The sequence below is a fragment of the Bacillus infantis genome (assembly GCF_008180445.1).
GTDB lineage: Bacteria > Bacillota > Bacilli > Bacillales > Cytobacillaceae > Bacillus_AB > Bacillus_AB infantis_B.
The window spans coordinates 289,401-305,209 of the sequence record NZ_VTER01000001.1; the positions used below are offsets into that span (position 1 = coordinate 289,401).

The 15,809-nt window shown below is 44.8% G+C and carries 16 protein-coding genes and 1 pseudogene; 4 read left to right on the forward strand and 13 right to left on the reverse strand.

The features are described from left to right. Positions 1–689: 689 nt before the first annotated feature. Positions 690–830, reverse strand: a complete 141-nt coding sequence (locus tag FZD51_RS26000) for a hypothetical protein (RefSeq protein ID WP_187445586.1) — start codon at positions 828–830, stop codon at positions 690–692. Positions 831–941: 111 nt separating this feature from the next. Between FZD51_RS26000 and FZD51_RS01640 the strand changes: the two are divergent. Further along, positions 942–1,115, forward strand: a pseudogene (locus FZD51_RS01640) (YozQ family protein); the annotation flags it as partial. Between the two features lie 144 nt (positions 1,116–1,259). Next, the gene (locus FZD51_RS01645; protein WP_148973144.1) at positions 1,260–1,751 is read left to right on the forward strand and encodes a GNAT family N-acetyltransferase; all 492 of its coding nucleotides are present in this window, start codon (positions 1,260–1,262) and stop codon (positions 1,749–1,751) included. 408 nt (positions 1,752–2,159) lie between these two features. Here FZD51_RS01645 and FZD51_RS01650 read toward each other — a convergent pair whose 3' ends face one another. Both FZD51_RS01650 and FZD51_RS01655 read right to left on the reverse strand, forming a co-directional pair. Further along, positions 2,160–3,068 (reverse strand): hypothetical protein, encoded by a 909-nt coding sequence (locus tag FZD51_RS01650; RefSeq protein ID WP_148973145.1) that lies wholly within the window; start codon positions 3,066–3,068, stop codon positions 2,160–2,162. Continuing rightward, a complete protein-coding gene (locus FZD51_RS01655; protein ID WP_148973146.1) occupies positions 3,052–3,585 on the reverse strand; it encodes an RNA polymerase sigma factor in 534 nt (177 codons plus the stop codon). Before FZD51_RS01655 ends, FZD51_RS01650 begins: the two co-directional genes overlap by 17 nt. A gap of 187 nt (positions 3,586–3,772) precedes the next feature. Between FZD51_RS01655 and FZD51_RS01660 the strand changes: the two genes are divergently transcribed. After that, complete coding sequence (locus FZD51_RS01660; RefSeq protein WP_009793222.1) at positions 3,773–4,147, forward strand: nucleotide excision repair endonuclease; 375 nt, start codon at positions 3,773–3,775, stop codon at positions 4,145–4,147. Between the two features lie 44 nt (positions 4,148–4,191). On the opposite strand, the gene FZD51_RS01665 is transcribed toward FZD51_RS01660, so the two are convergent. From FZD51_RS01665 to FZD51_RS01695, 7 genes are all read right to left on the reverse strand, one after another. After that, positions 4,192–4,788 carry a hypothetical protein gene (locus FZD51_RS01665; protein ID WP_148973147.1) on the reverse strand — a complete coding sequence of 199 codons (597 nt, stop codon included), beginning with the start codon at positions 4,786–4,788 and terminating at the stop codon, positions 4,192–4,194. A gap of 218 nt (positions 4,789–5,006) precedes the next feature. After that, a complete protein-coding gene (locus tag FZD51_RS01670) occupies positions 5,007–7,187 on the reverse strand; it encodes a malate synthase G (protein WP_148973148.1) in 2,181 nt (726 codons plus the stop codon). Positions 7,188–7,336: 149 nt separating this feature from the next. Continuing rightward, on the reverse strand, positions 7,337–7,735 hold the full coding sequence (locus FZD51_RS01675) for a hypothetical protein (RefSeq protein WP_148973149.1): 399 nt from the start codon (positions 7,733–7,735) through the stop codon (positions 7,337–7,339). 40 nt (positions 7,736–7,775) lie between these two features. Beyond that, positions 7,776–8,585: a PP2C family serine/threonine-protein phosphatase gene (locus FZD51_RS01680; protein WP_148973150.1), complete on the reverse strand. Its 810-nt coding sequence runs from the start codon at positions 8,583–8,585 to the stop codon at positions 7,776–7,778. Then, entirely contained in the window at positions 8,578–9,030 is a 453-nt protein-coding gene (locus FZD51_RS01685; RefSeq protein ID WP_148973151.1) for an HIT family protein, read from the reverse strand. Before FZD51_RS01685 ends, FZD51_RS01680 begins: the two co-directional genes overlap by 8 nt. An 867-nt stretch (positions 9,031–9,897) precedes the next feature. Further along, a complete protein-coding gene (locus FZD51_RS01690; protein ID WP_148973152.1) occupies positions 9,898–10,851 on the reverse strand; it encodes an ABC transporter permease in 954 nt (317 codons plus the stop codon). Continuing rightward, on the reverse strand, positions 10,844–11,752 hold the full coding sequence (locus FZD51_RS01695; protein WP_148973153.1) for an ABC transporter ATP-binding protein: 909 nt from the start codon (positions 11,750–11,752) through the stop codon (positions 10,844–10,846). The genes FZD51_RS01690 and FZD51_RS01695 overlap by 8 nt, the downstream gene beginning before the upstream one ends. A gap of 433 nt (positions 11,753–12,185) precedes the next feature. On the opposite strand from FZD51_RS01695, the gene FZD51_RS01700 reads away from it, so the two are divergent. Beyond that, a complete protein-coding gene (locus tag FZD51_RS01700; protein ID WP_148973154.1) occupies positions 12,186–13,319 on the forward strand; it encodes a sensor histidine kinase in 1,134 nt (377 codons plus the stop codon). 39 nt (positions 13,320–13,358) lie between these two features. On the opposite strand, the gene FZD51_RS01705 is transcribed toward FZD51_RS01700, so the two are convergent. The 3 genes from FZD51_RS01705 to FZD51_RS01710 all read right to left on the reverse strand — a co-directional run bounded on the left by FZD51_RS01705 (position 13,359) and on the right by FZD51_RS01710 (position 15,674). Further along, positions 13,359–14,234 carry a DUF2785 domain-containing protein gene (locus tag FZD51_RS01705; RefSeq protein WP_148973155.1) on the reverse strand — a complete coding sequence of 292 codons (876 nt, stop codon included), beginning with the start codon at positions 14,232–14,234 and terminating at the stop codon, positions 13,359–13,361. Positions 14,235–14,338: 104 nt separating this feature from the next. Next, positions 14,339–14,500, reverse strand: coding sequence for a hypothetical protein (locus tag FZD51_RS26005; protein ID WP_022544023.1), 162 nt, complete (start codon positions 14,498–14,500; stop codon positions 14,339–14,341). 64 nt (positions 14,501–14,564) lie between these two features. Next, positions 14,565–15,674 carry an AI-2E family transporter gene (locus FZD51_RS01710; protein ID WP_148973156.1) on the reverse strand — a complete coding sequence of 370 codons (1,110 nt, stop codon included), beginning with the start codon at positions 15,672–15,674 and terminating at the stop codon, positions 14,565–14,567. Positions 15,675–15,809: the final 135 nt, after the last annotated feature.

Consider the following 15,809-nt stretch of genomic DNA (forward strand, 5'->3'; position numbering starts at 1 on the left):
ACTACTATTTCAGCAAAAATCATAAATAGCGGTCCTAGCCAGCACCCCTGGAACCACTATTGCAGCAAAAACCATAAATAGCGGTCTTAGCCAGCCCTGCTGGAACCACTATTTCAGCAAAAACCAAAAATAGCGGTCTTAGCCAGCAACGCTGGAACCACTATCTCAACAAAAATCAAAAATAGCGGTCCTAGCCAGCACCGCTGGAACCAATATCTCAACAAAAATCAAAAATAGCGGTCCCAGCCAGCACCGCTGGAACCACTATTTCAGCAAAAATCAAAAATAGCGGTCCCAGCCAGCACCGCTGGAACCACTATTTCAGCAAAAACCAAAAATAGCGGTCTTAGCCAGCCCTGCTGGAACCACTATTTCAGCAAAAATCATAAATAGCGGTCCCAGCCAGCACCGCTGGAACCACTATCTCAGCAAAAATCATAAATAGCGGCCCCAGCCAGCACCGCTGGAACCACTATTTCAGCAAAAATCATAAATAGCGGTCCCAGCCAGCACCGCTGGAGCCATTATTTCAGCAAAACACCAAAATAGCGGTCCCAGCCCGCCACCCTGCAACCACTATTTCAGCAAAACACCAAAATAGCGGTTCCAGCCAGCTCTGCTCGAAGCTTTATTTCAGATCAGAAAAAGTTCCCAGTCCGCTGTCTATCAAAGCATTACACTGTAAAGTGCTATTTCTTCTTATCACTCTTCCTTTGGCTTTGCGGTACCGCTGTATTAAGCGCTCCTGTTTCAAAGTCATACTCCTTGGATATTCCGGCGAATCTTCCAAGATCGTCCGTCCGGTCTTCACCCTTTTGATTTTTAGCCATGAGGCTCACCTCCTCCACTGTAATTTCCCCGTTCCTGATTCCAATTATGTACAATTCCGCTAGCCAAATAATCTGCCTTGAATTGACTTATACTATGAATGAAAGGAGGCGGAACGATTGAAAAATAATAAGCAAAACCAACCTGATACAACGCAAATTGCCGCCAGATACTTCAATGCATCCGATTATGAAGGGAACTCCCAGCTGGAGCAGGGTCTCGCTGAAACCCATGAACAAGTCGGGGATGATTATAATGAAGGAACTGTGGATCAGCTGAAGAAATAGAAATAATAGCTGCTTGTCTCTGCAAGCAGCTCTCTTCCGTGATAACAGACTTGCCTAAACAATCTTCTTATGTCAGGATATAAGCCAATAAACTTCCCCTCCATCTCCTGCTCTTTTAAAATAAGTACCAGGAGGGATCTTGAAATGATAATCCGTGAAGCAGCAAAAGAAGATTTGCCGGAAATTCTTGATATTTATAATGAAGCAATCCGCACACTGACAGCGACTTTTGACCTCGAAGAACAAAGCCTGGAAGAGCGGACGGCCTGGTTCGAAAAATACGGCGGCAGATATCCCCTGACGGTTGCAGAGGAAGATGGCCAAATTGCAGGCTACTGCTCCATTGGACCATTCCGCGATAAACAGGCCTATGAGAAAACAGCAGAGCTTTCTGTATACATATCATCCCGCTTCAGGGGGAAAGGGATCGGGAAGGGTCTGGTAGAGGATATGCTCTCCCGCGCAGCCGGCCTGGACTACCATACCATCATCAGCGGGCTTACTGCCGGCAATGAGGCCAGCGTCAGGCTCCACGAAAGGCTTGGCTTCCGCTATATCGGCATATTTAAGGAAGTCGGCTTTAAATTCGGGGAATGGCAGGATGTCCTTTTTTATCAGTATTTCTTTAATAAATGACAAAGGCCGGCAGAATGCCGGCTTTATAAAAAACAAAAAATCGCCTAACTCATGGTTTAGACGATTTCATTTTATCTTACGCAGTTGATCGCAGTCTGCAATAGCTCGATATCCTTAACAATTTCTGTCTTTAAGTTTTTGTCTTTACATCTGTTATACTCTTTTTGCATCCGTTGGATTTCCTCTAAAAAAATGTAGTATTCTATGCTGTTCATAATCGCCCTCTTACAATTTGAATTATTTACTACTCTTTACCCTTTTTACAAAAATGAAAACAACAAAATATGTCATTTTTTAGGTGACAGGCACCTATACCAGTTATAGACCACCTGCAAAAAGCCCCAACGCCAGTCATGCCGGGGCTTCCATTATTATTGATTAAAAATGCTGTGACTGAACCAATCAGCTTTATTCCTGTCTGTTATAGTGAATCGTGTATGTGAGTATATTGCCTTCCAGGCGGATGGCTACTTCCACAAGTCCGGAATGGGATATATAATTAGCTGAACTGTCCGCTGATTCCTGTCTCTCCCATCCTGCCGGGCTGCTCTCTAAAGCTTTTAAATAATCCGTAAGATTGCGGCTCGAAGCCTCCTCCCACCGGTATTCTTCATAGCCGGAGCTGACAGTGACCGGCGTCAGGCCAACCGGATATAATATCTCTCCATATCCATGGGTGACATAAAGGGGCTCCGGATGAATGTAAGGTTCAACGTCTTTGAACCGCAAGCTGGCAATAGCCTGAAATATTTCTGCATATTCGAATTTAGGATAATCAAACGAGAAGTAAACCCATTCTTCACCCTCAGGCTGGATGAAAAAATGATAGCGGAGAGCCGTATCCATCATCTTGACATGCTCAATATACATGATGGTTTTATACGGGAAATGCTCAAGTTCTTGCCTGACGTACATCGAACGGGAAGATATGATGCTTTCCATGTCCTGCTCTGATATGTTTTTGCCAAAGCCCGCCTTGGTTTCCGTTCCCTCCGCTCCCCTTAAAAACTCAATTTCTCCTTGTGATGTTTTCACTTCAATACCCGGCAGGTCCCAAGTATAGGGGTGGCCATCCAGCATAATAGAAGCATCCTGCGGCAGTTTTGACTCCTGCAGGGAAAGAAAAAGCAGACTTCCGCAAATAATCAAAAGCAGGCATGCCGCCGCAATTGAACCTGCCCTGAAAAAATAGGGCCCCATGTGACTGCCCTTCCTTGCAGAATGCATGATTCTCCTTTTCAACTGCTCGCTTTCATCTTTGCCAGGCACAAGCTCACGAAGATCATTCCATTCACGGTCATCATATTGACTCTTCAATTCCATCGCCTCCTTTCAGCTGCTTTTCCTTCCTCAGCACTTGTATGGCGCGCGAGAGAGTTTTGCGTACCTTTGCTTCAGACCAGCCCAGGATTTCAGCGATTTCCTTCGAAGTGCATTCCTCTACCTTGCTTAAAATAATGACAATCCTGTAGTTGGGCTTCAGCTCCTGGATCTGTTTCATCAGTTCCTTTGCTTCCTCCTTCAGCTCCACAATCTTCTGTACATCCAAACCAGATGGAATAGAGCTTTCCGCTAATCTTCCAAGAAAGATCCTTCTCCTTTTCTGCCTGCGGATTTCATCGAGCACCTTATGTTTGGCGATGGCAAACAGCCAGGTTTTCACAGACGATTTCTTCTCGAATCTATCTATAGCCGACCAGGCTTTCAGAAAAGTATCGTGTACAATATCATCACATCCCTCTTTTGTTCCGAGCATAATCCAAACAAACCGGAACAGTTCTGTGCCGTATTGCTCATACCATTCAAGGATCAGCCTTTCCTTGTGATTTCCCACACACTCACCTGCTTTTCATATTCTATATACTTAGTCGCCTTTAAGACAAAACTGTGACACTTTAAGAAGAGAAAAATTGAAAAACCTTTTTTATCCTTGATATAAGGGTAAAATAATCAGGATATAGTGGATATCAGGCTTGCGGTATGATACCATTTACAAGTTAAAGAAAAGGAAGTGACTGAAGATGATAAAAATTGAAATCCCAAATCCGGATTTGACTCTGACTAAAAACAAGCATGCCGATGAACAGACATCCTCTGTACTGAGCAATCTTTACGGCTTTACGGATTACCACCGAATCCCCCGTGATAAAGGCGGTCTGATCTTGTTCCTTGATTCAAATGAGGACCTGATGTTTGTAGGAAAAGCCCGTAAACTGAGGCAGCGTGTGAAGAAGCATTTTGAAGACACTGTTTCACCGATCAAGGATGTCCGCCATGATGTATACAAAATTGCCTTGATTTATGTAGAAGATCCAATGGAGAGAGAAATCTATGAGACCTATATCATCAATACTCTTCAGGCCAAATATAATACAGATAAGGTTTTTTATAAATAACCTATGAACGAAAAAACGAAGCATCTCTGCTTCGTTTTTTTGTCCTATTCAACCCAGCTTTTCAAGTCATCTGTTGATAATATATACTGCCAGGCCTCTTTTTCCCCTTCATCTATACCGCCAGTTTTAATGGCATAATGCAGGAACCAGATTTCCCCGCCCCCGCTTTGAATCCTGGCTGTTTCATATTGATCAGGATGGGCAGGATCTTTGGCCAGCTGAAATTCATAATAAAGATTATGAGCATCCTCTTTTAGAACCTCAAAGTGAAGGTCACCGGAAACAGACTGTTCAAGAGAATTTTTAAATTGGGCTGCATATGCCTGCACCGGCACCTCATTCGGATTGCTGAAGCGGTGGACTGTGATCAGTTCCGACCAGTTGTCGACTGTTTCTCCCGCAAGGACATACTCTTTGAACAGCCCGTTTTGAGAATCGGTAAATCCAAGCTCCCATTCCTTTCCATTGGCGATAAAGCTTTCCTTCTCTGCCGCCTCTTCAGCTTCCACTTCTTCTATTGCATTTTTTACAGGAGCTGCTGTCTTTTTATCTGGTGCTGGCTCGCTTTCCTCAGCTCTGGAACAGGCAGCGCTCGTCATGAACAGGCCTATTAATACTAATAACAATTTCAAATGCTTCAACAAAATCCCCTCAGTTTCTGTAAGAATAGCTAAATTTTACCTGAAGGAATCTGAAACCGTCAATTTACTTCACGCGCTTGCCAAGACCATCCTGCAGAAGCAATCAGCAGCTGAGTGCGGCTTCACCGGGAATCATCCCAGGTTTCACTGACGAGCCGGATGAAAACGGTGGCACTGTCTGCTGACTTGCCTTATTGTTTTTTCACATCCGTTCTGCCTTACTGCCGGACAGCCTGTTTCGACTTTGCCTCCAGCCTCCTTTTATGCAAAATAGGCTCTGTATAGCCATTAGGCTGATTTCTCCCCTCAAAGATCAGCTCACAAGCCGCCTGGAATGCAACTGAAGTGCTGAAATCATCAGACATCCTCTTATAGCTTGGCTCTTTCTCATTTTGTGAATCGACTACCTTCGCCATTTTCTGCAGTGCATTCATGACCTGCTCTTTAGAAACAATTTTATGGTGGATCCAATTGGCCAGATGCTGGCTTGATATCCTCAATGTGGCACGATCCTCCATCAGGCCGACATCATGAATATCCGGCACTTTTGAGCATCCGATGCCCTGTTCCACCCAGCGGACCACATAGCCAAGAATACCCTGGGCATTATTTTCGATTTCCTCCTGGATTTCTTCAGATGACCAGGATCCGCGGGCTTCCACCGGTATTGACAGCATTTCATCTCTATACAGGGACGGGCTCTGATACTCTTTTTCCTGTATACCCTTTACATTAATCTGATGGTAGTGCAATGCATGAAGGACGGCCGCTGACGGTGACGGCACCCAGGCAGTGTTAGCCCCGGTCATGAGCTGCGCACCCTTCTGCTCGAGCATCTCTTCCATTTTGTCAGGCATAGCCCACATGCCTTTGCCTATTTGAGCCTTGCCTGAAAAACCTGCTGTTAGACCTGTTGAAACATTGGATTTTTCGTATGCCTGCAGCCAATTGGACTTTTTCATTTCTCCTTTACGCACCATCGGGCCCGCTTCCATGCTTGAATGGATTTCGTCCCCTGTCCGGTCAAGGAAGCCTGTATTGATGAACACGATGCGGTCTTTGACTTCTTTTATACAGCTCTGTAAATTCAGTGAGGTTCTGCGCTCTTCATCCATCAGTCCAATTTTCAAGGTATTCCTATCAAGCCCGAGCAAATCCTCTGTTTTATCGAAAAGCTCCCCTGCATACGCGGCTTCCTCCGGCCCATGCATTTTAGGCTTTACTATATAAATAGAGCCTTTCCTGGAGTTAGCCGGTTCCTCTGTGTTTAAAAGAGAATGCTTCCCTGCCAGCCCCGTAAAGACGGCATCAAGGATTCCTTCTTGCACTTCATTTCCTTCCTTATCCAGAACTGCCGGATTGGTCATCAGATGGCCGACATTGCGGACAAACAGAAGCGATCTGCCTGGCAGGGAAAAAAGATTGCCTTCAGGATCCCGATAGTGCCTGACACCGTTCAGTTTCCTTGATTTGATCTTTCCGCCCTTTGAGAAATCTGCGCTGAGCTCCCCTTTCATCAAACCCAGCCAATTTCGGTAGACGAGCACCTTGTCCTCCGCATCAACAGCCGCAACTGAGTCCTCGCAATCCATGATCACTGTAACAGCTGCTTCCATAAGAATATCTTTTATGCCCGCCGGGTCACTTTTTCCAATATCAGATGCACGGTCTATCTGGATCTCAAAATGAAGTCCATGATGCTTCAGCAATACAGCTTCGGGAAGGTCTTTATCTCCCCTGTAACCGGCAAATGCCTCCGGAACTTTAAGTTTTGACGAAGACCCATCCTTCAAAGTGATGACCAGACTGCCTTCCTTCACTGAATACCTGACAGCTTCCTTATGGGAGGCACCGTCGAGAGCGGCAGCCTGATCAAGAAATCCCTTTGCGAATTCAATTACTTTATTTCCGCGCACAGGATTATACTCGATTGACCTTTCTGCTCCGCCTTCTTCACTGATCGCATCTGTCCCATATAAGGCGTCATACAAGCTTCCCCATCGTGCATTGGCCGCATTGATGCTGTATCTGCTGTTATTGACCGGCACAACCAGCTGCGGACCTGCCTGCTGGGCAATCTCATCATCCACATTTTCCGTGCCGATCTGGAATTCTCCCGGCTCCGGCAGCAGATAACCTATATCAATCAGAAACTGTTTATACGCCTCAAAGTGGAAGTCATCCCGGTTCTCATTATGGTAGCGGTCAAGCTCCCTTTGCAGCTTCTCCCTTTTGGCCAGCAGTCTTTTGTTCTCTGGTGTAAGCTCTTCAATCAGCTTTTCAAAACCATTCCAGAATGCTTTTTCTTCCAGGCCGGTCCCGGGAAGCGCCTCTTTCTGTAAAAATTGATGCAGAGCCTCATCCACCTGCAAGTTTCCGATTTTCCGATAATTCGCCATCCTTATCCTCCTTTGTATCCTATTACACAACGTTGTATTTTATATCTGTTATAGTACAGAATAGCATAAAAAATGAAGTATTTACAATTCTTTTTCTTAAAATTCAATTATTTATATACAAAGATAAGACCGGCCCAAACCTGAACCGGTCATTCTTCTTCTTCTTCTTGTGCGGCCTCTTCTTTTACCTTATCAATTTTTTCAAATGCATTGGCAAGAAGAATGGCGGCGCTGATAATTTCGTCCAAGATTTCGAGAAATTCGCCAAAGTCCACTTCATTCTGCGAACATTCTCTGATCGCTCTCATAATATCAGTATAGAACCGCTTGTACTCCTTCTCATACCGGCTGTTGTCCATTTCCCTGATTGTTGTCCCGTCTATGCTGATGGCATGATAAATCAGGCTCGATAAAGTTTCAACAGCCGCCTCCAGCCGCTGCTCTTCCTTTTCCGATTCTCCGGGAAGATGATAAAAATACACATCGCATAAGGTTATATAATAGCTTTCAATATTGGTATCCTGCTGTATATGCTGTAACTTGGCCATCGGCAGCCCTCCGCCTGTATGTTGCCCATCCTGGGGAAATTTATCCCTTGCTAGTAAGGTTTCCCGGCATTAATGGCCTGCTGGAGGAACTCGCTTCCCAGGAGATGATCGTAGTACTGTCCCGGACTTGGTGTGCCTTAATTACATCTAGCATTTCTTTCACACCCTGCCCTTCTGAAGCATACTTCAATGCCGACATGATTTTCTCAGGGTTTTCAAATGGCAATCCCGGGCATTCAAGGAGGCCATCTGTCGTAAGCAAGATGGTATTTAAGCCTGCTCTGAGCTCCCTCCTTCCTGTTGTATAACAGGGGACGGGCAAATCAAAAGCATTGGCCCTTCCTGTCCATTCAAAAAATTGCCGCTGGTTCATCTGATGCTGCCCCATAGCCACCAGTTCTGGATGAAAGAGGAACAGCACACAATCACCGATAGACAGCCACCAAAGATACCGGCCTTTCCGAAAAGCAAACAGGCAGGCTGTTTCACCTTTTATCTTGCTGCATTCCATCCGGAACTCTTCAGAAGCCAGGAGTGACAATATATATTTTTCCACACCAGGTATTGCCGTATGTGCTGGAAGCATCAGTATTTCAAATATGTCTTCCTTTTTTAATTGAATATGCTGCAGGACCAGCTCTGCGCTTTCTGCTGATTCATGTGCATCCAGTATGATGGCAAACTCCCATTCACGATTTTCATCTGCCCAGACAAGGCAGCCATCCTCATTTTTATACTGCCCGGCCTCTGTATTTCCACCAAACCGCCCTACCGTAATATGGGCGTCCTGTCTGACATCGGGATCATCCAGATAAGGGGCATCCTTCCCGGTCCAGCAAATATCAATCATGTTTCCGCTCCTCGAGGTAAGCCTTGAACCTGCGGCAGATTTCGCTGACCTCCTCTTCATCTCCCATCGGAGCCTGCTCCCAGTCATAAACACTCATCGGCCCCCAATGTTTTTCCGGTGTCCCCGGGTAGCGCGGCACCAGATGCATGTGCAGATGGGGAACAGCGTTACCTGATACAAGAGAATAAATATGCTCTGCTCCCTCGCTTTCCTTTAAGGCCCGGCTAATCCTCGCCATAGATCTCCCAAAAGCTGAAGCTTCCTCCATCGTTAAATCCGCCAGCGACGGTGCATGCCTTTTCAAGTCAATCATCAAATGTCCAAGATAAACAGGCTTACCGCCTCCGTCAATATGTCCAACATAAACAAAATCATCTTCATAGATTACACTTCCTGAAGTTTTGATTTTCCCCTGTTGCTTATTGCAAATAAAGCAATCACCCATACGATTTCCCTCCTTTGGTAATTGGTATAATATACCTTTCAATGCTTGTTGTCTATATTTTCTGATATTATGGTTTTTTTGATTGAAGGAGTGGATTAGGCGTTCGAGCTGGCATCTTTCCTTTTTTTGGGGCTTAGTAGGCAGAAGTTCTTTTCACAAGCACCCTCTATTACTCTTTTTCAGTTTAGAGGGCTCTAGTTTCTTGGACTAACACCCTCTGATTCTCTTTTTCCAATTTAGACGGTCCTAGTTCGCCCGACTAACACCCTCTGATTCTCTTTTTCCAATTTAGACGGTCCTTGTTCCCCCGACTAACACCCTCTGATTCTCTTTTTCCAATTTAGACGGTCTTAGTTCCCCCGACTAACACCCTCTTATTCTCTTTTTTCAATTTAGACGGTCTTAGTTCCCCCGACTAACACCCTCTATTTCTCTTTTTTCAATTTAGACGGTCTTAGATCTCCCGACTAACACCCTCAGGTTCTCTTTTTCCAATTTAGACGGTCCTAGTTCGCCCGACTAACACCCTCTGATTCTCTTTTTTCAATTTAGATGGTCTTAGTTCCCCCGACTAATACCCTCTGATTCCCTTTTTCCAATTTAGACGGTCCTAGTTCCCCTGACTAACACCCTCTGATTCTCTTTTTTCAATTTAGACGGTCTTAGTTCCCCCGACTAACACCCTCTGATTCTCTTTTTCCAATTTAGATGGTCTTAGTTCCCCTCACTAACACCCTCTTTTTCTCTTTTCCCAATTTAGACGGTCCCAGTACCTCTCACTAACACCCTCCCGCTTTGACCATTAAGAACTTACCCCATTCTTCTGCTAACAAAATAAGCCGGACAGAAAATGTCCGGCTTCCTCTTTTACGCTGATACATCCCTTTTATTGAACAGCCAGAAGGCAAGCGCATGGAAAATGGTGAAATAGAAAAGCAGGACGATGACCGAAAAGGTGAGCGTCATTCCTTCTACAGGCGGTACTCCGTCGAAATAAACAGTCAGATCCGTGTTGGCAAAAAGAATATATTTTGCCCAATCGAAAAGACCTGCCAAAATAAATGTTGCCGTCCCTCCTGTGAAAAGCAGAAACAGGGAAAGGCCGATCGCAAGCGAACTGTTGCGGAAAACTGCTGAAATCATGAAAGCCATCGTTGCGACAAGCAGCACATCAATACTGGCGAGCAGATAGGAAATTGCCAGATGTCCCGCTATGCCCCTTTCAACCACTTCTCCACCTGAATAGGCAAGATGAGGAATTTGTTCAGAAGGAAGACCGAACAAAATCACACCGAGCAATGTGGCCAGCCCGTAAATCAAAGCCAGCATGAAAAGCCCGAACAAAAAGACGGTTATGTATTTGGACAGCAGGATTTTCGATCTGCTGATTGGCCGGATCAGCAGGAGCTTGATTGTTCCCCATGAAAATTCAGAGGCGACGATGCCTGCTGCTACGATGATGGTAAAAAGGCCTGCAAAGGATATCAATGCCTGGGCTTTCTCTACGAAAGACCAAACCGAATATTCGGTTTGAGGAGGGATATCATTCTCAATCTGGTATTCCTTGATGGCAATTTGCCGTTTATAGAACATATCGAGATTGGCATTGAAATTTTCTTCCATATCCGTTTTGTCAGTCTGGATGCTTTGTTCCATTGTCTGCTTCCAGTCAGCCTGCGGCTCCTGTCCGCCATTTTTTACTTGGTCATATTTTTCAAATCCGGCATAGACCATTGTAAAGAGAATCACAAGTCCGACCATTACAAGCGTACCTGTTCTGCGGAAAATTTTAATCCATTCATTCTTGATTAAACTACCCATGCTTGACACCCCCAGCCGTCACTTCTAGGAATCTGTCTTCCAATGTTTGCGAAGCCGCTCTCACCCCGTAGACCGCTATTCCACGTTCAACAAGGCTTTGGACAATAACAGGCACTTCGTCTCTTGTGCAGGCCGCTGTAAAACCACCGGCTGTCCGGACTATGCCAAATTTGTCTTCCAGAAGAGAGAATGCCTCGCTGAGATCGCCTGTTTCAAAAGCGTAAACCGTCCCGGTCTGAACAAAATCATTCACCTGCTGTACCTCTACAAGCCGGCCATCCTGGATGATGGCAATCCGGTCGCACATCATTTCCATTTCCGAAAGCAGGTGGCTCGATACGATAACACTCATGCCTTTTTCCCTGGTGAGCATTTTCAGATGGTCCCTGATTTCCCTTATCCCTGCAGGATCAAGGCCGTTCGTCGGCTCATCCAGGATCAGGAGTTTCGGATCATAAAGCAGGCACTGTGCCAGTCCGAGCCGCTGCCTCATTCCGAGCGAATAGGTGCGCACCTTATCATGGATCCGGTCCTGCAGACCGACCAGCTCAACTACTTCTTCAATCTTCTTTTTCGAAATACTCTTCTGCATTCGTGCATATTGCATCAGGTTCTGGTAGCCAGTCAGAAACTTGTACATTTCCGGATTCTCTACAATTGCACCAATATGGCTAACGGCACCGGCAAAGTCCTTGCGGATGCTTTTTCCGCAGACGATCACGTCGCCCTCCGTTATCCCGATCAGGCCTACAATCATCCGGATGGTCGTCGTTTTGCCGGCTCCATTGGGGCCGAGAAAGCCGAATACCTCTCCTTCATTTACAGAAAAACTGAGTCCTTTGATGATTTCTTTTCCTTTAATCACTTTTTTTACATTATCCAGCTTCAAAATAGAATCCAAAACTGTGCCTCCTATCATTCTCATTCTAACCATAATACGGAAGAGGCTGGAAAAAGGTTCATTTTTTTAGCAGTTTTTAATATTATTCCTTTCTTTTTCACCATTTGAATTGTTCGATAGTAAGCAAACCGGCTTTCCCGGACAGGCAATAAATGCTTGCTGGCTTAAAAGCTGCGCCAGTCTTTATATGACTATTTTAGGGAAACTGTTAATATATTCGTCAATTTAAGCTAATTGTATTGTTTCTTTTGACAAAAAATTATAATATTTTTAATATACATACAAAAATGCGGTGAAATAAATGGAAATAACCAGGCACTTGTTTTTTAATTTGGCGTTGATTATCATTCTTCTTTTTTTCTCATTGGTTTGGTCAGAGAGAAGGCAAAGAATCTCTTTTTCCCGCGTGTCGTCCCTTATATGGCTATCACTGATGCTTTGGATGAGCCTGCAGTTTTCTTTTAAATCCTCGTCCGACTTCCAATTTGATCTGAGGCTAATCCCGGTTTTGATCGGCGGCTTGTATGCCGGACTTGGCCCCTGGCTCAGCGTGATTGCCATTGTCTTCCGCTCGTTCTTTGGACTTGGTACCGGTTTCTGGCTCAATGTTCTTTTGTATGTGCCGCTCGGATTTTTACTATGGCGCATTTATCCTAGATTCAAAGTACAGCCTCCCCCAAAAAGGATTGCCTTTTCGGTCCTCTTGACTGTTATTTTAAGCGTAGTGACAGTCATCGCTATGGAAATTTGGTCATCCCCTGAAAGCAGGCTTGATGCCTGGGCCGCTCATCTGGCGGTTCCGACTGTCGGGGTCGCAATGATAGCCTATATCATTGAATATGTCAGAAGGGATCTTGAGCTCAAGAAGAAACTGATAAAAACTGAAAAGCTGGAAGCTGTTGAGCAGATGGGTGCCGCGATTTCACATGAAATCCGCAACCCTTTGACAGCTGCGGCAGGCTTTGTACAGCTATTGATCGAGCATCCTCAGCCCCTTGAAAAAAGAAGAGAGTATCTGCATATCGTTAAAGGAGAGCTTGAATCGGCAGAAAGGGTTATAAAAGATTATTTAACTTTCACTAAGCCTTCCCTCGACTATATAGAGGAAATTAACGTAAAAAAAGAAATCACGCAGGTTATCAACATTCTGACACCACTCGCGAATCAGAATTCTGTCAGGATTACAGCCAATTTTGCCATCCTTGGTTCCATAGAAGGAGACCGGCAGAAATTCCACCAGTCGATTCTCAATGTCCTGAAAAATGCCATTGAAGCGATGCCTAAAGGCGGCGAGCTCCTTGTCGAGACCAATTATACGAAAAGCCATATTTCTATATCGGTCAAGGATACTGGCGTTGGTATGACTCCTGAACAGCTGCAGAAGCTCGGCGAGCCTTATTATTCTACGAAAGGCTCAAAAGGGACCGGCCTGGGTATGATGGTTGTATTCAGCATCGTCAAAGCGATGAAGGGCACAATCAAAGTCGAGAGCAAAGTCGGGGCAGGCACCACATTTTACTTTTCTTTCCCTGTTTTCAGCCCTTCTGCCAAAAATGAAAGATTTTAGAGGAGAAGCAGATTCTTCTCCTCCTTTTGAATTTCCTTCTCAGAATTTCTCCCCATAGACTTCAATATGGAGTCTCTTGATACACGCTTCAAGGCGATCCCTGCCAGCAGGAAATAAATCATTCCATTTCAGCCTGAAATACAATGTTTTATAAAACATCATCATATTGGTCCTGAGATGATAATAGGCATTTCCATCACTTTTGCTTCTTCTGGCGTCCTCCTCGTATTGAGACAGCTCTTTCAGTTTATTGGCAAAGCTGTTTTCACTTGATTTCTCCATGATAGCCGTGAGCGGGAAAATGAGCCGTTCGGGTTCATCATCAGTGTAAACGCCGTCGTTCCTGGATACACAATGAAAAATCACATCCATCCCCTGTAAGAGCAGCTGCTCGCTGCTGAAGATAACCGGGTGGCGGACGAGCTCATTTAAAAGGTCTGCTGCATGAGCCATGCTGTGTGCCCAGCCCTTTTCTTCCACACATCCCCGGAGGTCTTTTTCTTCCTTCATATATTCCAATGTTTTTCCATATGTGTACTGAACTGTTTGAGCAGAAAGAAATCTCTTTTCAGCATCTTTTTGGATGACCAAAGCCAGCACCAGGGAAGAAAAGCTTCGGGTGAACACACTGTCATCCCCCTCTGCCCCTAGATGGAAAAATAAATGGCTGTCATCCAGGCAGACGGCGAGGATTTCTTCAAGCATGGCATGAGAAAATCTGCCTTCTACAATCAGCCGGGCAAAATTGGCGTAAATAAGATGATCTCGCAGATATGGATCAGATGTTCCAATCTCCTCGAGCATAGCCTCTGCCAGTAGTATTAGTTCTGTTTCAGTTAGTGCTGCATCATTTAATTTTTCTAAACTATCCTTAAGCTTATATGGTCCTGGCGGCGCATTTTCTCTGAAAGCCATACTTCTTCCCCCTCAATTTTTCATAACAGTAGATTCGACTCCCGCTCTTCCGCTTCCTGCTGATAGGCATAAAAAAGCAGCGCCGGCATTCAGCGCTGCTTTTTTCATTTTCTTTGTGCGTACATCATATTCTTCACTTCAACGATTTTGAATTTCCTTTCAAGATTTGTGAGCTGCGGAATCAGGTCAGTGATGCAGTCTGCATAAAATTCAGTACTGATGAATTGGTCCTCACGGTTTTTATACACAATTTTATATCGGTTCATGCAGCTTCCTCCTGTTGTATGGGTTGTACTATTCTGTTCCCGTTTTTCTGCATGATTGAAACCATTAATCTTCAACCTGGATAATCTGGTCACGGTCAGCCCTCTTCAATGTATAAAGCCTGTAGGCATGGCTGATGATGACCTTGATGATTGCATAGGCAGGAACAGCGACGATCATCCCGATCAGACCAGCAAGATTGCCCGCAACCAGCAGGATCAGGATAATGGTAAGCGGATGGACATCCAGCTTTCTCCCCATGATGAGCGGAGAGGATACATTTCCGTCTATTTGCTGGACCACTATCACAACGAGAATGACTTTCAGCGCCATAAAAGGCGACATAGTAAACCCTACGATGACCGCCGGGACTAGGGCAAGAAATGGCCCCAGGAAGGGTATGACGTTTGTTAACATGGCCACAATAGCCAGAATCAGAGAATAATTGATTCCGATGATCAGATAGCCGATATACATCATTACACCCACAATGAAGCTGACGATTGCCTGGCCCTGGATATAGGAGCTGAGGGCTTCATCCATATCCTTAAGGATTTTCCTTGTCTCTGCAGCCTGGAAATACGGCAGATATCTGACCATGCCTTTTGAAGCCCCTTCGCTGTCCTTCAGGAGATAGAAGACAATGAAAGGCACTGTTACAATCACGGTTACAACACTCGTGACGATGCTGAATACGCCAGTCAGGCGGGAGCTTAAATCCGAGAAGTTCGATTTGAAATATGAACTCACCTGTTCTGTAATATAGTCGAAGGTAATATAATCGTTTTCCTGGAAACGGGAAAACCATGCGCTGTTCTGAAGCTCATCCGCTTTGTTTCTAAGCCCCTCTATATATTGCGGGTAATTGTCCATCAGATCTTTAAACTGGCGCTGCAGCTCCGGCCCCGCAAAGTACACAAGTGCGGCTGCCCCTCCAATGACGATAAGATAGATCAAGAGGATGGAAACAACCTTTGGAACCTTTTTCCTGTTAAGGAAATAAACAATCGGGCGCAGCAGATAGTAAAGAACCCCCGATATCAGAAAAGGCATAAATAAAGTTTCAAAGAATATTTCAATCGGTGTAAAAATAAAATCGATTTTCGTTGCGAGGAAGATGATAACCATCACAATAATAATTCCATAGCCGATTTTAAACCATTTAGAGCTTGGCAAAGTATCACATCACTTTCATTATGTATAAAAGACTTATACCCTCTCTTTCTTTTCATCATTCATCCGATCTCTAACTTCTGCTCTATTCATTAAATAAAGCCTGATTCTTACAAGTAATTTATACGTGTACCCTTT